This window comes from Pseudomonas xanthosomatis (assembly GCF_019139835.1).
Classification (GTDB): domain Bacteria; phylum Pseudomonadota; class Gammaproteobacteria; order Pseudomonadales; family Pseudomonadaceae; genus Aquipseudomonas; species Aquipseudomonas fakonensis.
On record NZ_CP077075.1, the window covers coordinates 5,045,020 to 5,063,547 of the forward strand.

Consider the following 18,528-nt stretch of genomic DNA (forward strand, 5'->3'; position numbering starts at 1 on the left):
CTACAGGGTTCGCGCCAATATCACGCAACACCTGTAGGAGCCGGCTTGCCGGCGATGGGGCCAGGCCTGCCTTACACCGTATCCACCTTCAGCGAGTGATCATTGAGCATGCCGTTGATGATGGTCGCGGTATCATGCCCCGCTGCGATCACCCCGCCGGCCCCGGCCGTCACCCCGTAATGCTGGGCCAGGTCCACCCCGGCCAGCTCGATGGTCTGGGTGGGTGCCGCGCCGGCGATGCTGCTGACCTCGATGGTCGACACCACGCCGGCCCCGCTGCCGCTGACCTTGAAGTGCAGGTAGTCATCCAGTGATGCGCTGGTGGCATTCTCGCCCTGCAGCAACTGCGACAGGTCGAGGTGGTCGCTGCCGGGGGTGAAGTCGGTCACGGTATCGTGCCCGGTGTCGCCCTTCTGCCACACGAAGGTGTCGTTGCCCGGCCCGCCGGTCATGATGTCATCACCCGGGCCGCCAATGAGCGTGTCATTGCCGGCACCGCCCTTGAGCACATCGTTGCCGGCCCCACCATTGAGCAGGTTGTCACCGGCATTGCCGATCAGCGTGTCGTTGTAGTCCGAGCCGATCAGGTTCTCGATGCTGACGAAGGTATCCTGCCCGGCCCCCACGGTGTTCTGCTGCCCGACGATGCCGAGGTCGACCACTACCCCGGCGCCGGCCTTGGCAAAACTGACCGTGTCGATGCCGCTAGCGCCGTCGAACAAGTCGTTGCCGGAGCCGGCCAGTAGCAGGTCGTCCCCCGCCCCGCCATACAGGCTGCTGGTGCCATTGCCGGCCACCAGCACGTCATTGCCGTCACCGCCGTTGAGGGTGTTCTCGCCCGTGCCCGCCAGCAGTACATCATCGCCGGCCGTGCCGTTGAGGGTATGCCCGGCCTGGTAGCTGATATCGACGTTGCCAGTGGCCGTACCGCCATGGTTGTCACTGACGGTGTAGGTATCGTGGACCACCGGATTGCTGGCCTGGCTGTAGTCCACCACCAGGCTCAGCTTGTAGTTCTCCGCCGCCTTGCTGTTGCCGATGGCGTTCTCGCTGTTGACCACATGAATGCTGTACACCCCGTCGTGGCTGGCGGTAAAGCTGCCGCCATCGGCGATGCCCTGGTAGCTACCGCCGGCGTCCTTCCATTCCATCATCAGGTTGCCGGCTGGCTGGTTGTGGTCGAGGGTCAAGGTTTCGCCCTTGCGCAGGGTGACGGTGAAGGTGTCCTCATCGTTGGCGTTGCTGTTGCTGATCGCGCCCAGGTAACCGGCCACCATCAAGGCTGCAGTCATGCCGCCCGACAGGCTGGTGAACTCGCTGCGGGCCAGGTCACGGTACTGGTTTTCGGCCTGGTTGCCGGGCGCATCGAAGGTGATGGTGCGGGCCTGGGTGCCAGGGGTGAAGCCCTCGCCCTTGTCGGCAAAGCCCGTGTTGAAGGTTATCGGCGCGGCGCTCAGGCGATCGTGGTCGGCATCACTGTCGTTGGCCAGCAAGGCGGCAGCCGGCAGGCTGATGCTGGCGCCGGTGATGTTGGTGATGATGTGGTCGGCGCCGGCCACAGGCGCGGTGTTGGCATTGATGTTCACCGTCAACGTGGCGCTGCGGGTATCACCATCGTTGTCGCTGGCGGTGAAGCCGAACTGCTCGGCCTGGTTGCTGCTACCGCCTTTGGGCGGCGTGTAGGTGAACTCGCCGTTGTCCATGTCCACCAGCAAGGTGCCGCCCAGCCCGGTCTTGATCGCCAGGCTGTTGCTGACGGTGTCGAAGGTCGCCTTGTCGGCGCCGCCAGTGACGCTGTAGCCGCCCTGCCCGCCATGGGCATTGGGGTCGAAGCTGTAGGTGGTGCCGTCCACCAGCAGCGCCTTGATGAAGCCACCATCGGCGCCGAAGGTGCCGCCACTCATCAGGCTGCCGGTGATCGGCGAGCCCTGCACGGTGCCGGACAGCACCGCGTTGAGCTGGCCAAGGTCGGTGACCACCACCGAACCGGTATCGACATGGCTGCTGCCATCATAGGCCAGCGGGTCGAGGTTGCCGGTGTTTACCCCGTTGCCCAGGCCGATGGCGTAGCTCTTGATGCCGTTCTGGTCGAGGAAGTTCTCCCAGTTGTGTTCCAGGCTGCTGGTCATGCCGTGACCGGCGGTGGGCTCGCCATCGGAGAAGAAGTAGCCGATGTTCTGCGCACCGGCGATCTTGCCGCTGGTGTCGAAGGCCTGCTGCGCGGTGCTGGCCGCTGCATCGTAGTGGGTGGTGCCGCCGGCGCTGAGCCCGGCGATCAGGCTCTTGGCCTCGCCGATCGACACCCATACCGGGGTCTTGTCGGTGGCGCCGCTGGAGAAAGTGACCACCTGCACCTTGATGTCGCCCATGGCGTCGTACTTGTCGAGCAGTGCGTTGATCGCCTGCTTGGCCAGGTCCAGGCGGCTCAGGCCGGACACGCCCGAGGGCGAGTCCATGCTGCCCGACACATCGATCACCAGCAGCAGGTTGCTGTCGACCTGGCCCGGGGTGATGCTGCGCACCGCGTTCTGCACCTGCGGTACATCGTCGACGATATTGATGGCGATGCTGCCGGTGACGCTGTTGCCCAGCGCGTCGGTGGCCTTGTAGGTGAAGTGGTCGTTCAGGGTATTGGCACCGTCGTCGGCCCCGCCCGGGGTTTTCGGTGCCGAGGTCAGGGTGTAGGTGTAGCTGCCGTCGGCCTTGACCTGGATCTGCCCGTAAGCGCCGCTGGCGCTGCCCACCAGGCTGTAGGTGAGGCCACCGATACCGCCACTGACCGAGCCGGCCAGGTTGCCGCTGGCGGTCTCGCCGGTGGAGGTCGGGTCGCTGCCGGTGGTGTTGCCGGCAGCCAGGTCATTGCCGTCCTGGTGCAGGTCCAGGGCTTTTTCGTACACCGTGACGTCGTGGTTGTCGCTGGCCATCAGCTTGCTGTCCTGCACGCTGATGCGAATGGTGGTGGTGCTCTCGTCACCGTCCGCGTCGCGTATGGTGTAGGTGAAGCTGTCGGCGGCCCACGGCGGCAGCACGCTGTCGGGTTTGGCGTGGTAAGTGGCGTTGCCCTGGGCATCCAGGGTCAGGTAGCCGTACAGCCCCATCACCTGCTCACCGACATGGCCCACAGCCGAGCTCGAGGTGTCATGGCCGGCGCGCACGCCCACCACGTACTGGCCGTCGGCGCGCACATCGGCGCCCACCACATCGTTGGCCAGCACATTGCCGCTGACCGCGCCGCCCTGGTTCACGTCGGCATAGTCGCAATGGGCCTTGGGCACGTCGTCGACGATATTGATGACGATGGTGCTGGTGGTGGTATTGCCCAGTGAGTCCTTCACCTGGTAGGTGAAGCTCTCGGTGACGATATTCGGGCCGTCGTTGACGTGGTTCGGCGAATTCGGCGCCGAGGTCAGGGTGTAGGTGTACGAGCCATCGGCATTCAGCAGAATCTGCCCGTACTGGCCCGTGGCATTGCCCACCAGGGTGAAGCTCAGTGCACCAACACCGCCGTGCACCGCGTCGGCCAGCGAACCGGTCGCGGTTTCGCCGGGCGAATGCGGGTCACTGCCCACCACATTGCCCGGGGCCAGGTCGGCGCCGGTCTTGCACAGGTCCAGGGCGTTTTCGTACACCGTCACATCGTCCACACCCGCCATCAGCTTGCTGTCCTGCACATTGACGGTAATGGTTGCGGTACTTTCGTCACCATCGGCATCGCGGATGGTGTAGACGAAGGTATCGCTGGCCCACTGCGGCAGGTCCTGGTTGGCGTAGGCGTGGTAGCTGGCGTTGCCTTGGGAGTCGAGGGTCAGGTAGCCATACTGGCCGTTGATCGCATCGCCCACATGGCCGATGGCCGAGGTGGAGGTATCGCTGCCGGCGCGCACACCCACCACGTACTGGCCGTCGGCACGCACATCGGCGCCCAGCACATCGTTGGCTAGCACGTTACCGCTGACCGTGCCGCCTTCGGTGACATCGGCGTAATCGCAATGGGCCTTGGGTACGTCGTCGACGATATTGATGACGATGGTGCTGGTGGTGGTGTTGCCCAGCGAATCCTTCACCTGGTAGGTGAAGCTCTCGGTGACGATGTTCGGGCCGTCGTTGCCAGGGGTTGGCGAGCTCGGCGCCGAGGTCAGGGTGTAGGTGTACGAGCCATCGGCATTCAGCAGAATCTGCCCGTACTGCCCCGTGGCATTGCCCACCAAGGTGAAGGTCAGCGCCCCCACTCCGCCCTGCACCGCGTCAGCCAGCGAGCCTGTCGCCGTTTCGCCGGGCGAGTGCGGGTCGCTGCCCACCACGTTACCAGGGGCCAGGTCGGCGCCAGTCTTGCACAGGTCAAGGGCTTTTTCGTAGACCGTCACATCGTCCTCGCCCGCCACCAGCTTGCAGTCCTGCACCTTGATATTGATGGTGGTGGTGCTCTCGTCACCGTCGGCATCGCGAATGGTGTAGACGAAGGTGTCGGTGGCCCATTGCGGCAGGTCCTGGTTGGGGTTGGCGTGGTAGGTACCAACGCCGTTGGCGTCCAGGGTCAGGTAGCCGTACTGCCCCATAATCTGTTCGCCCACATGGCCAATGGCTGAGGACGAGGTGTCGCTGCCCGCGCGCACGCCGACCACGTATTGGCCATCGGCACGCACATCGGCGCCGGTGGTGTCGTTGTCCAGCACATTGCCGCTAACGCTCCCACCTTCCGTGACCTCGGCGAAATCGCACCGGGCCTGGGGCACGTCGTCGACGATTTTCACATCCAGCGTGCCGCTGGCGGTGCTGCCGTCCATGTCGGTGGCAGTGACGGTGAAGTGCTCGGTCAGGCTGTTGGTGCCGTCAGCGTTGGCGTGGGTTTCGTTGTCCAGCAGTTGGTAGGTGTAGCTGACCACCCCGGTATGGGGGTTATAGCCGGTGATGGTCAGGGTGTTGCCCAATGGCGTGGTGACCGACTGCGGGAAGCCTGCCGGCGTGCCGTCCACTACCAGGTTGAGCCCGGCTACGGTCAGGGTTTTCAAACCGTCCGGGGCGTCCACGGTGAAGGTGCCGCCCTGAGTTAGCTGGGCGGCATTCGGCGTGCTGCCATCGCCGAGGAATTTCTCGTAGACCGTCACCTCGCCATCAGCAACGTCCAGGCCGCCCAGTTTTACCGGGTCGTCGAGGTTCTTCACGTCGAGGGTCAGGGTGGCGCTGCTGGTGTCGCCGTCGGCGTCTTTGAGCGTGTAGGTGAAGTGCTCGACGCCGCTGCCGCCGCCGAACAGGTTCTTGAAGTCCGGGTCGTTGGTGTTGAGGGTGTAGGTGTAGGAGCCGTCGGCATTCAGCACCAGGGTGCCGTAGGTGCCGGTGAAGGTGCCGCCCTGGACCATACCGCCGGGCACACGGTCGGCGCCCTGGGTGTCGTTGTCCAGCACATTGCCGGTCAGTTCGGTATGCAGCTCGGTTGCCGGCGTGACGTTGTGGTCATCCACCGCCTTGGGCACGTCGTCGATGATGCGCACATCCAGCGAGCCACTGGCCACATCGCCATCGGTGTCGCTGACCAGCACCGGGAAATGCTCGCCCAGCACATTGTTGCCGGCCCCATCCGGGTGGTGTTCGGCACCGTTGAGGGTATAGCTGTAGCTGACCACGCCAGTGGCCGGGTTGTAGCCGGTGATGGTCAGGGTATTGCCCAGGGCAGTGGTGATGGACTGCCCGACTCCGGTCACCGCCCCGGCGGTCACCACATTGATGCCGCCAACGCTTAGATTGAACACTCCGTCGGGGGCCACCACGGTGAAACTGCCGCTCTGCGTCAGCTGCCCCGGCGCGCTGGCCGAGCCATCGGGCAGGTTGGCCTCGTTCAGGGTCAGCTCGCCGGGCTCCACGCTCAGGCCTTCGAGTTGCACCGGGCGATCCGGCGGTGGGTTGGCGACGCCGTCGCGGTCACCGTCCAGTGCACCGAGGCGGTCATTGGCCAGCTCCGGGATAATGTTGAAGCCGGCCGTGGGGAAGCCGACGGTGGGGTCGACACGCCCGGCCACCTCGGTCAGCAGCACGAAGCTGTGCCCGCCACCCAATGCCCCGACACCACCGGGGTTGCCGCCGGCAGCGGTCGCCTCGGCGTCCTGGGTCGGGTCGCTGCCCGCAGCGATGGCCCGTTGCAACTGCTCCACATCGCTCAGTTGCGCCTCGCTCGGCACCGGGTCGGGCGTTTGCACATGGGGGGCTCGGTTGGCCAAAAGCTCGGGGGACATCTCAAGGCTGCTGTCGCGGCCCAGGGTCAGTTCGGCCCCGTTCTGCAGGTGTACCGCCACCGCGCCGCTGTTGCCGGTTTCCAGCTGTTCGCCGGCATACAACCGGTCGCCCTCGACCAGCAGGCGGCGGTGGCCGTCATCACTGACCGCAAATACCTGCCCGACCAACTTGCTGACCACGCCAACTAATTTGGCCATGAGTGCACGCCTCCCCTGCCGATGGGCTTTTTGCAGATCAAGGCATGGCGGGTAAAAACACACGACGGCCCGGGTGTTGTGATTGTCGGACCGTCGCCGTCACGTTCGTGAATTTCACGCTCCCTGTGACGACTGCCGCGATAGCGGTAATAGGTAGTGGCCATCAATAAGTGACAATTTATTGTCGCCAAATACCGCTGTCGCTTTCCTCCCCTGTGTCCTTAGCTGCAAAAAAACTGGAACTTTCGCCGAAGCCCGAAACCCGCATCTTTCAGCCGGTACACCGAGCCACCTGAATGCAACAATGTCGTGTATTCCTTAGACCTCATAAGTTTTTTTTCGCATATAGCTTATGAAAAATTCTTCTTAGCTCGCCCCATAAATGTTCTTAGCTCTGTTGTTACAAGCCTGAAACGGTTTGATACCTATATTTCGTCATTTTTTTGGCGATCGCAGGACATTTTTGAGAGACCAGGGAGAAGTACCCCATGCGCGCTTTAACCCCCATCACCAGTGCAATTCTGTTGGCCATGACCTGCGCCAACAGCCAGGCGATGTCGATTAACGAGGCCGTTCAAAACGCGGTAGACCAACACCCCGAAATCAGCGCCAGCCGCAACAGCAGGCTGTCGGCCGACGAGGATGTGAAGTTCGCCCGCGGGGGCTACTACCCCACCGTCGACCTGGTGGCAGGCTATGGCCGCCAGCGCTCGGACAACACCAACACCCGCGGCTTCAACCCCGACGGCACACGCAACCACAATAAAGAAACCCTCAACTACACCCAGTCCGAACTGCGCCTGCGGCAGATGCTGTTCGACGGCTTCAACACCTCCAACGAAGTCGGCCGCACCGAGGCGGTCGCCGCCTCACGCGCCTACTACACCCAGGCCACCGCCGAAACCGTGGCCCTGCGCGCCGTCGAGGTGTACCTCGAGGTACTAAAGCGCCGCGAGCTGGTGACCCTGGCGCGCAACAACCTGCAGGCGCACCTGCGGGTCAACGACCAGATCGGCCTGCGCAGCGAACGCGGCGTGGGCAGCACCGCCGACCTTGACCAGTCCAGCGCCCGCCGCGCCCTGGCCGAGAACAACCTGGACACCGCCGAGGTGGACCTGGCCGATGCCGAGGCCAACTTCATCAGCGTGATCGGGCGCGTGCCCGACGAGCTGGAAGCGCCCACCTCCATCAAGCCCGAAGTGCCCGCCGACCTGCAGGCCGCCCGCCAGGGCATGCTGGAGAACAACCCCTACCTGAAGTCGGCCCAGGCCGACGTGCAGTCTGCCGAGCAGCAATACGAAGTGGCCAAGTCGCCGTTCTATCCACGCCTGGACGCAGTGCTGGCCACCGGCGCCGACAACAACACCGCCGGCCAGAAGGGCCACGCCAACAACGACTGGCAGGCCGGCGTCGAGCTTAGCTACAACCTGTTCCGCGGCGGCAGCGACAAGGCCCGCCTGCAGTCCGATGCGCACAAGATCAACCAGGCCATGGACATCCGCAACAACGCCCTGCGCCAGCTCAACGAGAACCTGAACCTGGCCTGGAACGCCATGAACAACGCGCGCAAGCAAACCCCCAGCGCCCGCGAATATGCCGAAACCACCCAGCGCGTGCGCGCCGCCTACCAGGACCAGTTCGGCCTGGGCCAGCGTACCCTGCTGGATGTGCTCGACAGCGAGAACGAGCTGTACAACGCCAACCGCCGCTACACCGAGGTGCGCTACACCGAGGAGTTCTCCATGTACCGCCTGCTGGCCAACATGGGCGAGCTGCTGAGCAAGCAGCGCATTTCGCTGCCGCCGGAGGCGATCGCCAAGACCGAAGTGAGAAATGAGGCCCGCTTGCCCGACATGCGTTAAGCACTGGACGAAACACGGACCTTTCAGCCAGCGCCCGTTCCCCCGTCCACTGCGGCAGGAGTAGGCCATCGTGACCAGTATGCAAAGTGCGCAACCGCGCCAGGATGTTGATGATCCACTGCTCGATGGCCTGCTGATTTTATGCAAGCTGCATGGCTGCACCGCCAGCCGCGCCAGCCTGTGCAGCGGCCTGCCGCTGGCCGGGCAAGGCCTGGGCCTGGCCCTGCTGCCCCGGGCCGCCGCCCGGGCCGGTTTGCAGGCACGGGTGCTGCGCCGCGAGCTGTCGGCTATTTCTGCGCTCAACCTGCCGGTGCTGCTGATCTTGAACGACGGCCGCAGCGCCGTGCTGCGGCGCTGGGGCGATGACGGCCGGGCGCTGCTGCTGCCGTGCGAGGCCGAAGGCGGCGAGCAGTGGGTCGAAACCCAGGCCCTGGCCGAGGCCTACAGCGGCCAGGCGCTGTTCGCCCGCCCCCGCCACGCCCTGGAAGATGCACGCGCCCCACTGCTGCCACGGGTCAACGCCTGGTTTCGCGATACCCTGCGCCACTCCCGCTGGCTGTACGGCGATGCCCTGCTGGCGAGCCTTTTGATCAACCTGCTGGGCCTGATGGTGCCGCTGTTCGTCATGCAAACTTACGACCGCGTGGTGCCCAACCAGGCGCTGTCGACCCTGTGGGTGCTGGTGGCCGGTTTGTTCATCGGCACCGCTTTCGAGCTGGTGTTGCGCATGGTGCGCGCGCACCTGTTGGACCAAGCCGGCAAGAAGACCGACCTGATCCTCTCCGCCACCCTGTTCGAGCGCATTACCGGCATGAGCATGAAGGCCCGCCCGGCCAGCATCGGCGGCTTCGCCCAGAGCATCCACGACTTCCAGGGCCTGCGTGAATTCCTCACGGCGGTCACCCTCACCAGCATCATCGACCTGCCCTTCGTCGCCCTCATGCTGTTGGTGATCGGCCTGCTCGGCGGCTGGCTGGTGCTGATCCCGCTGATCGCCTTCCCGGTGGCGGTGGGCCTGGCGCTGTTCATCCAGGTGCGCCTGCGCGACACCGTGCAAAAAAGCCTGAGCCTGGGCGCGGTGCGCCAGGCCCTGCTGATCGAGACCCTCGGCGGGCTGGAAACGCTTAAAGCCTGCGGCGCCGAGAGCGAGCGCCAATACCAGTGGGAGCACACCAACGGCGCCATCGCCCGGCTTGACGCCCACGCCCGCAACCTGTCGTCGCTGGCCAGCAACGGCACGCTGTTCATCCAGCAGTTCTGTGGCATGGCCACCATCGTTGCCGGGGTGTACAGCATCATCGCCGGCAACCTCAGCGTTGGCGCGCTGGTGGCCAGCTACATGCTCGGCAGCCGGGTGCTGGCCCCGCTGGGGCAGATCGCCGGGCTGATCACCCGCTACCAGCAGGCGCAGCTGACCATGCGCAGCACCGACGCGCTGATGAGCCTGCCCCAGGAACGCCAGGCCGAGCAGCAAGCCCTGGAGCACACCGCGCTGCAGGGCGGCCTGAGCATCAGCCACGCGAGCTTTCGCTACCCCGGGCAAACCGCCCCGGCGCTCAACGATGTTCACTTCAGCCTCACGCCCGGCGAGCGCATCGGCATCATCGGCCGCAGCGGCTCGGGCAAGAGCACCTTGGCGCGGCTGATCATGGGCTTTCATCACCCCGACGAAGGCCAGGTGCTGCTGGACAACCTCGACCTGCGCCAGTTGGACATCGCCGACCTGCGCAGCCAGCTGGGCTACGTGGCCCACGACCTGCCGCTGCTGGCCGGCAGCCTGCGCGACAACCTCACCCTCGGCGCCCGTCATGTCAGCGACGCACGCATGCTCGAAGTGGCCGAGCTGACCGGCGTCAGCGAGCTGGCCCGCCAGCACCCGCAGGGCTTCGACCGCCCGGTGGGCGAACGCGGCCAGTTGCTGTCCGGTGGCCAGCGCCAGGCCGTGCTGCTGGCCCGCGCGCTGCTGCTGGAGCCGCCGCTGCTGGTGCTCGACGAGCCCACCAGCCACATGGACAACAGCAGCGAAGACCAACTGCGCCAGCGCCTGCTGGCCTGGGTGCCGGGCAAGACCCTGCTGCTGGTCACCCACCGCACTTCGATGCTGAGCCTGGTGAACCGGTTGCTGGTGCTGGATAACGGCAAGATCGTCGCCGACGGGCCGAAGGATGCGGTGATCGATGCACTGCGCAAGGGGCGCATCGGATCGGCGTTTTAACAGGCATTGGTCATGACATGGCTCCGGCTTCGCCGGTGTTCGCGGCTAAAGCCGCTCCTACAGGTATCACGTTACCTTCAGGCCTGCGCTGTACCTGCAGGAGCCGGCTTGTCGGTGATGAGGCCGGCACAGGCAGCACAAGACAGTTGCACCAACAACCCGCCCTCCAACGAGGTAGCCCATGTCCATCACCCACAGCATCCGCAGCTACCTCCAAGGCCCCGACTCACGCGCCGAGCGCGACTACATGCCCGAGCTTGCCGGCGCCACCCTGCAGGACTCGCCAAGCCTGTCGCGCCTGACCGTGTGGCTGGCCGCCACCCTGCTGCTGGTGGCGGTGGTCTGGGCCAATTTTGCGGTACTCGATGAGGTCACTGTCGGCGAGGGCAAGGCCATTCCCTCGAGCAAGGTGCAGGTGGTGCAGAACCTCGAGGGCGGTATCGTCACCGAGATTCTGGTGCGCGAGGGCCAGATGGTCGACAAAGGCGCCACCCTGCTGCGCCTGGACGACACCCGGTTCAAGTCCAACAAGGGCGAAAGCGAGGCCGACCGCTATGCCCTCACCGCCCAGGTCGAGCGCCTGTCGGCCGAGGCCGAGGGCAAACCGTTCGTGGTCTCCGACGAAGTACGCGCCAAGGCGCCGCAGGTGGCCGAGGACGAACTGGCGTTGTACGACTCACGCCAGCGCCGCCTGGCCAGCGAGAAGCAGACCCTCAACGAGCAATTGCGCCAGAAAACCCAGGAGCTGGCCGAGTTCCGCTCCAAGGCCGACCAGTACCGCTCGGCGGTCGGCCTGCTGCAGCAGGAGCTGGACATGTCCGCCCCGCTGGTGAGCAAGGGGGCGATTTCGCCGGTGGAAATCCTGCGCCTCAAGCAGCGCACCGTCGAGGCCCGCGGCCAGCTCAACGCCACCAACCTGGCCATCCCCCGGGCCGAGGCGGCGATTGCCGAAATCCGCAGCAAGGTGCAGGAGTCCGATGCCACCTTCCGCTCCGAGGCTGCCAAGGACCTCAACGACAAGCGCACGGAGCTTTCGAAGATCACCGCCACCAGCATCGCCATCGACGACCGGGTCAACCGCACCACCGTGGTGTCACCGGTGCGCGGCATCGTCAAGTTGCTCAAGGTCAACACCATCGGCGGCGTGGTGCAGCCGGGCAGCGACCTGGTGGAGATCGTGCCGATAGAAGACAACCTGCTGATCGAAGCGCGCGTGCGCCCGCAAGACGTGGCCTTCCTGCACCCGGGGCAGACGGCGATGGTCAAGTTCAGCGCCTATGACTACAGCATCTACGGCGGCCTCAAGGCCAAGCTCGAGCTGATCGGTGCCGACACCGTCACCGACGACAAGGGCAACGCGTTCTACCTGATCCAGGTGCGCACCGACAAGAACCACCTGGGCGGGGACAACAAGCCGCTCTTGATCATCCCCGGCATGGTCGCCACGGTGGATATCATCACCGGGCACAAGAGCGTGCTGGATTACCTGTTGAAGCCGGTGTTCAAGGCGCGCACCGAGGCGTTGAGGGAGCGTTAGGTTGCCTGTGCCGGCCTCTTCGCGGGTGAACCCGCTCCCACAGGGGTATCGGTACCCTTGGAGCGCCGTGCAGTGCCTGTGGGAGCGGGTTTACCCGCGAAGAGGCCGGCACAGCAAAAGCCTGGCTTCAACCTTCGCCATGATTTCGTGTGAAGGTCTCTACGCCCATCGCCCCGATCTGCCCCTCGATCAACGCCTCGAACGGCCGCAGCAGCTCATCGAAACTGCCCGGCGCCTCAAGCACGTTCAACCCCTGCACTACCGCCTCGATGGTCGACAGCGCCCCGGGCTCCGGTGCCTTGCGCAGCCGGTAGCGTGATGGCGTCACCTGCCCCAGAGTCACCCGTGGCAAGGCGTCCAACAGCGGATTGAGGTAGAGCATCTTGCGAGCCTTGCGCCAGGTGCCGTCGGGGACGATCAGCATTAGCGGCAGGTCATCGCTCTGAGCATAGGGCTGCAGTACCTCGGCCTCATCCCCAGGGAACAGCAGCGCTGGCCGGTAACCTGGGGTGGCCAGCAGCGCCTGCAGGTCATCGAACACCTCGCCCACCCGCAGTTCGGCGTTGCGCAGCCCAAGGGCGGCCAGGCGTGCGGTGTTCAGGGCGTGGGAGGTTTCGCTGGGGTGCTGCAACAAGACCACGCGGGTGCGGCTGGCCAGGCTTGGAATCAGCGGGCAGAGGCAATGGGCGAGTGGGCGCTGGCAGCGTTCGCAGCGGGGTCTGGGCATGGCGGGCTCCTTCGGGGAGCGCAGTTTGCCACAGGGTGGTGCCCAGGCGGGAACCCTGGGCCCGGGTCGCGATGGGCCGCAGCGCGGCCCCCGCCATTGGCACGTACTCAGCGGTTGAACCGCTCCGCCAGGCTGTGCAGATACTCGGCCATGCGTTCCAGGTCCTGGCTGATCTCGGCGCCCTGCCGCGCTTGGCCGGCGCTTTCATCGCACAGGTGGGCAATGCGCACAATCTGCTGGTTGATATCTTCGGCCACGTGGCTTTGCTGCTCCGAGGCCGTGGCCATCTGCTGGCTCATACCGGTGATGCGGCTGACCGCCTGGGCGATACCCGCCAACGCCGCCTGCACCGCCTCGACACTGTGCACACTGTCCTGGGAGATCTGCTGGCCGCGGCTGGCGCTGGCTACCGCACGGTCGGCGCCTGAACGCAGGGTGGCGATGATGTGATGAATCTCCTCGGTGGAGGAACGGGTGCGCTGGGCCAGCGAGCGCACCTCGTCGGCGACCACCGCAAAGCCCCGGCCCTGCTCACCGGCCCGGGCCGCCTCGATGGCGGCGTTGAGCGCCAGCAGGTTGGTCTGCTCGGCAATCGAGGTGATCACATCCACCACGCTACCGATCGACTGGGTCTGCTCGGCCAGGGCGTTGACCGCTTGGCCGATGTCACTTACCGCCTCGCTCATGCTGCCCATGGCGCGCAGGCTCTGCTGCGCCAGGTCGCTGCCCTGCTGGGCCAACTGGTCGGCATCACTGGCGGCGTGGGCGGTGCTCTGCACGTTGTGGGTGACCTGCTGGATGGTCGCGGCCATCTGCGCGATGGCGGTGGCCGACTGGTCGGTTTCGCTGCGCTGGCGGTCGAGCATCTGTGCCTGGGCATCGGACAGGTCGGCGGACTGCGCGGCCCGCGACTTGACCCCGACGCCTGCGTCCACCAGGCGCGTCAGTGCAGTCTGCAGGCGGGCCTCTTCGCTGAGGATGGCCAGGTCCAGCTGGCCGCGCAGGCCGGGGTTGTCGCTGTAGGTCAGGGCCACCAGCGGGCTGGTGAAGGCCTTGGGGTGTTCGTCCAGGGTGCGGCGGATGGCGCGGTTCTGCTGGTTCTCGATCAGGTACCAGGCCGCAAGCAGGCTGGCCATCAGCACACCCAGCGCCGCGTAGGGTACCAGCCACAGGTAGGCGGCCGCCGACAGCAGCCCGGCGCCGAGCAGCGGCCAGCCACTGCCCACGCCATTGGCCAGCCGCGCCGCCAGGGCCACCGGCGAACGCCCACCGCGCAAGCGTGCGTACAGCGCCTCGGCACGGCGGATCTGCTCGCGGGTGGGCACCGAGCGCACCGACTCGTAACCGCTGATGCGGCCGTTCTCGTACACCGCCGTCACATAGGCGCTGACCCAGTAGAAATCGCCGTTCTTGGCGCGGTTCTTGACCACGCCCATCCAGGGCTTGCCTTGCTTGATGGTGTCCCACATGTGCGCGAATACCGACGGCGGCATGTCGGGGTGGCGCACCAGGTTGTGCGGCTGGCCCACCAACTCGTCGTAGGTGAAGCCGCTGATGGCCACGAAGGCATCGTTGCAGTAGGTGATGCGGCTGCTCAGGTCGGTGGTGGAAATCAACCGCTGATCGTTTGGAAACGTTCTCTCGCGTTCGGTGACGGGCAAATTCATGCGCATCGTTGGCGATCCCTTGCTTATCCAGATGAGTGGGAAAATCATCAAAGCAAGTAGAGGTTTAGCAGAAGGCCAGCACCGCAGCGGTCAAGTTTGTAGGAAATTCGCTCGTTTTGACGGAACGTGAGTATTCAGCCTACGTTGAGCTGGCTTTTGAGCAGGTCGCGGAAGGTCTGGATCAGGGGTTCGCGACTGCGGCCACGGCGGATGATCAGCGAAAACGGCGCCTGGTAGCCGAAGGTGGCCGGCGACAGCACGCGCAAATCGCCCTTGTCGACCCAGGCCTGGGCGTAGTGTTCGGGCAGGTAGCCGATGTAGGCACCGGAGAGAATCAGGATCAGTTGCGCCTCCATGCTCTCCACCGTCGCTGCACTGTGCTTGAAGCCATGCCGGGCCAGCTCGGCCTGGCTCCAGTAGCCACGCCCGACCATGCGCTGCTGGGTGACCACCGGCTCCGGGATGCGTCGCTCGGCGAACAGCGGGTGGCGGCTGCTGCAATACAGCCAGTGCTGTTCGCGGTACAGCGGCTGGTACAAAAGGCCGCTCATGCGTGACGAAAACGCGCCGATGGCCAGGTCCAGGCGGTTGTCCTGTACCCCCAGTTGCAGCTCGTAGGGGCTGGACACCGACAGGTGCAGGTGCACCGCCGGGTGCTCCTGGCTGTAGGCGCCGATGGCTTCGGCCAAAGGCAGGGCGCGGTCGCCGACGGTGGAGTCGATCACCCCCAGGTTGAGGGTGCCGCGCAGCTCGCCCTTGAGCGCCGCCGCGTACTGCTCGAAGCCGTCCAGCTCGGCCAGCAGGCGCAGGGTCTCCTGGTGGAACAGCTCGCCCTTGCTGGTCAGGCTGAAGCCGCCACGGCCACGGTGGCAGAGCACGATGCCCAGGGCGCCTTCCAGCTGGCTCATGTAGGTGCTGATGGCCGAGGTGGACAGGTTGAGGTCGCGTTGGGCATTGGCGAAGCCCTGGTGGCGCACCACGCTGGCGAAGATGCGCAGCAGTTTCAGGTCGGGCAGCGATGAGGCCATGGCGCGGGTCCGGCAGGGTGGAAATGCGCAGAGTCTAACGCGCTTGCCGGCCGATAGTTCAGAAATCTCTGAAGTAAGTTTTTGTCGGTAGCGATTCTTCCCCGGCACTACCTTGCGCAGACTGCGGCGAAATGTCCCTGCCCGCCGGCATTCGTCACAGTTCGAGGCGCGCGGCGGAACAGGTTCGAACAAACAGAACAATCGACCGACTGATGAGGCCCACCGTGGACAAGATTCTCCACCAACCACTGGGCGGCAACGAAATGCCGCGTTTCGGCGGCATCGCCACCATGCTTCGCCTTCCCCACCTGCAAAGCCCCGAGGGCCTGGACGCCGCCTTCATTGGCGTGCCGCTGGACATCGGTACCTCGCTGCGCTCGGGCACCCGCTTCGGCCCGCGGCAGATCCGCGCCGAATCGGTGATGATCCGCCCGTACAACATGGCCACCGGCGCCGCCCCGTTCGACTCGCTGTCGGTGGCTGACATCGGTGACGTGGCGATCAACACGTTCAACCTGCTGGACGCCGTGCGCATCATCGAAGAGGCCTACGACCAGATTGTCGAGCACAACGTGATCCCGATGACCCTGGGCGGCGACCACACCATCACCCTGCCGATCCTGCGCGCCCTGCACAAGAAACACGGCAAGATCGGCCTGGTGCACATCGATGCCCACGCCGACGTCAACGACCACATGTTCGGCGAGAAGATCGCCCACGGCACCACCTTCCGCCGCGCCGTGGAAGAAGGCCTGCTCGATTGCGAGCGCGTGGTGCAGATCGGCCTGCGCGCCCAGGGCTACACCGCCGACGACTTCAACTGGAGCCGCCGCCAGGGTTTTCGTGTAGTGCAGGCCGAAGAGTGCTGGCACAAGTCGCTGGAACCGCTGATGGCCGAAGTACGCGAAAAGGTCGGCGGCGGCCCGGTGTACCTGTCGTTCGACATCGACGGCATCGACCCGGCCTGGGCGCCTGGCACCGGCACCCCGGAAATCGGCGGCTTGACCACCATCCAGGCGATGGAGATCATCCGCGGCTGCCATGGCCTGGACCTGATCGGCTGTGACCTGGTCGAAGTCTCCCCACCCTACGACACCACCGGCAACACCTCGCTGCTGGGCGCCAACCTGCTGTTCGAAATGCTCTGCGTGCTGCCGGGCGTGGTGCGCCGCTGATCATCGCCCTGCTTGTGTAGGAGCGGCCTAGTGCCGCGATGGGCTGCACAGCAGCTCCAGATTGCCTGCAAGCCGGTAGATGCAGGCTTTGGGGCTGCTACGCAGCCCATCGCGGCACAAGGCCGCTCCTGCAGAAAACCCAGCTGCAACGACTTGCTTCACCCCGGCAGGAGCCATCCGGGAGGGCCATAGAGGCCCGCCAACACAAGACAGAGCCGTCGGGCGCCGTGAGAAGCCCTGGCGGCCGATCTCGCCATAATAAAGATAATCGGGAGACCCCCAATGGCCTTGGACATCATCGTTGTACTGATCTATGCCGCCGGCATGCTCGCGTTGGGCTGGTACGGCATGCGGCGCGCGAAAACCCATGAAGACTACCTGGTGGCCGGGCGCAACCTCGGGCCCACCCTGTACATGGGCACCATGGCCACCACCGTGCTGGGCGGTGCCTCCACCGTCGGTACCGTGCGCCTGGGTTATGTGCATGGCATTTCCGGCTTCTGGCTGTGCGCGGCACTGGGCCTGGGCATCATTGCCCTTAACCTGTTCCTGGCCAAGCCGCTGCTGCGCCTGAAGATCTTCACCGTGACCCAGGTGCTGGAGCGCCGCTACAACCCCATGGCACGCCAGGCCAGCGCGGCGATCATGCTGGCTTACGCGCTGATGATCGGCGTCACCTCGACCCTGGCCATGGGCACCGTGCTGCAGGTGCTGCTGGATGTGCCGTTCTGGATGGCGCTGCTGTTCGGCGGCGGCGTGGTGGTGGTGTATTCGACCATCGGCGGCATGTGGTCGCTGACTCTGACCGACATCGTCCAGTTCGTGATCAAGACCGTGGGCCTGATGTTCATCCTGCTGCCGGTGTGCCTGTACAAGGCCGGTGGCTGGGACGCCCTGGTAACCAAGCTGCCGGCGGCCAGCTTCAGCTGGACCACCATCGGCTGGGACACCATCATCACCTACTTCCTGATCTACTTCTTCGGCATCCTGATCGGCCAGGACATCTGGCAGCGCGTGTTCACCGCCCGTGACGAGAAGGTCTGCCAGCGCGCCGGTACCACCGCTGGCGTGTACTGCGTGCTGTACGGCCTGGCCTGCGCGATGATCGGCATGGCCGCCCATGTGCTGATGCCGGACCTTGCCAACCCCAACAACGCCTTTGCCGAGATGATCAAGGGCCAGTTGCCCGAGGGCATCCGTGGCCTGCTGATGGCCGCGGCCCTGGCCGCGATGATGTCCACCGCCAGCGCCGGCCTGCTGGCCGCCTCCACCACCCTGACCGAAGACCTGCTGCCCAAGCTGCGTGGCGGCAAGCAGTCGAGCCTCGGCATCAACCGCCTGTTCACCCTGCTCACCGGCCTGGTGGTGCTGGGTATCGCCCTGGCGGTGAACGATGTGATCAGCGCCCTGACCCTGGCCTACAACCTGCTGGTGGGCGGCATGCTGATCCCGCTGATCGGTGCGATCTTCTGGAAGCGCGCCACCACCGCCGGGGCCATCGCCAGCATGTCGCTGGGCTTTGCCACCGCGCTGTTCTTCATGTTCAAGGATGGCCTGGATGCCAACACGCCGATCTACTACAGCCTGGCCATCGGCCTGGTGAGCTTCGTGGTGGTCAGCCTGGCCTCGCGCAAGCCGGCTGCGGCGGTGAACCTGGCCTGAGGGGTAACTGGGGCTTGCCGGTGATGAGGCCCTCGGCAAAAACGCAAAAGGCCGCTACATCGAAAAGATGCGGCGGCCTTTTTGCTTGCTCTGAATCAGCGGCGGCGCGGCTGGCGCTTGCGCTGTTCTTCGTCGCTGGGGATCGGCACCGGCTGCAGCGGTGGTGGCAGCAAGCCCAGGGCGACGGCAAGGTCGTGGAGCCAGTTGTACATGTGTCGGTTCATAATGCC

Annotated in this window: 9 protein-coding genes and 2 pseudogenes; 5 read left to right on the forward strand and 6 right to left on the reverse strand. The window is 65.3% G+C overall.

The features are described from left to right. Positions 1-71: 71 nt before the first annotated feature. A complete protein-coding gene (locus KSS93_RS22265; RefSeq protein ID WP_217886003.1) occupies positions 72-6,425 on the reverse strand; it encodes a retention module-containing protein in 6,354 nt (2,117 codons plus the stop codon). A 488-nt stretch (positions 6,426-6,913) separates the two neighbouring features. Here KSS93_RS22265 and KSS93_RS22270 point away from each other — a divergent pair, with 488 nt between their 5' ends. The 3 genes from KSS93_RS22270 to KSS93_RS22280 all read left to right on the forward strand — a co-directional run bounded on the left by KSS93_RS22270 (position 6,914) and on the right by KSS93_RS22280 (position 12,039). Next, the gene (locus KSS93_RS22270) at positions 6,914-8,287 is read left to right on the forward strand and encodes a TolC family outer membrane protein (RefSeq protein ID WP_217886004.1); all 1,374 of its coding nucleotides are present in this window, start codon (positions 6,914-6,916) and stop codon (positions 8,285-8,287) included. A 79-nt stretch (positions 8,288-8,366) separates the two neighbouring features. Then, entirely contained in the window at positions 8,367-10,502 is a 2,136-nt protein-coding gene (locus KSS93_RS22275; RefSeq protein ID WP_217888785.1) for a type I secretion system permease/ATPase, read from the forward strand. Positions 10,503-10,683: 181 nt separating this feature from the next. After that, positions 10,684-12,039: an HlyD family type I secretion periplasmic adaptor subunit gene (locus tag KSS93_RS22280; protein WP_217886005.1), complete on the forward strand. Its 1,356-nt coding sequence runs from the start codon at positions 10,684-10,686 to the stop codon at positions 12,037-12,039. Positions 12,040-12,166: 127 nt separating this feature from the next. Here the strand turns inward: KSS93_RS22280 and KSS93_RS22285 are convergent, their stop codons facing one another. The 4 genes and pseudogenes from KSS93_RS22285 to KSS93_RS22295 form a co-directional block, all read right to left on the reverse strand. Continuing rightward, a complete protein-coding gene (locus KSS93_RS22285; protein WP_217886006.1) occupies positions 12,167-12,766 on the reverse strand; it encodes a tRNA-uridine aminocarboxypropyltransferase in 600 nt (199 codons plus the stop codon). Positions 12,767-12,873: 107 nt separating this feature from the next. Next, positions 12,874-13,848: pseudogene (locus KSS93_RS27025) on the reverse strand (methyl-accepting chemotaxis protein); the annotation flags it as partial. A 288-nt stretch (positions 13,849-14,136) separates the two neighbouring features. Further along, positions 14,137-14,481 (reverse strand): annotated as a pseudogene (locus tag KSS93_RS27030) (PAS domain-containing protein); the annotation flags it as partial. Between the two features lie 86 nt (positions 14,482-14,567). After that, positions 14,568-15,461 carry a LysR family transcriptional regulator gene (locus KSS93_RS22295; RefSeq protein ID WP_217839757.1) on the reverse strand — a complete coding sequence of 298 codons (894 nt, stop codon included), beginning with the start codon at positions 15,459-15,461 and terminating at the stop codon, positions 14,568-14,570. Positions 15,462-15,685: 224 nt separating this feature from the next. Here KSS93_RS22295 and speB point away from each other — a divergent pair, with 224 nt between their 5' ends. Then, positions 15,686-16,636, forward strand: coding sequence for an agmatinase (gene speB / locus KSS93_RS22300; RefSeq protein ID WP_217839758.1), 951 nt, complete (start codon positions 15,686-15,688; stop codon positions 16,634-16,636). Between the two features lie 282 nt (positions 16,637-16,918). Then, positions 16,919-18,298 carry a sodium:solute symporter family protein gene (locus KSS93_RS22305; protein WP_217839759.1) on the forward strand — a complete coding sequence of 460 codons (1,380 nt, stop codon included), beginning with the start codon at positions 16,919-16,921 and terminating at the stop codon, positions 18,296-18,298. 95 nt (positions 18,299-18,393) lie between these two features. On the opposite strand, the gene KSS93_RS26685 is transcribed toward KSS93_RS22305, so the two are convergent. Further along, a complete protein-coding gene (locus KSS93_RS26685; RefSeq protein ID WP_263975034.1) occupies positions 18,394-18,522 on the reverse strand; it encodes a PA1414 family protein in 129 nt (42 codons plus the stop codon). Positions 18,523-18,528: the final 6 nt, after the last annotated feature.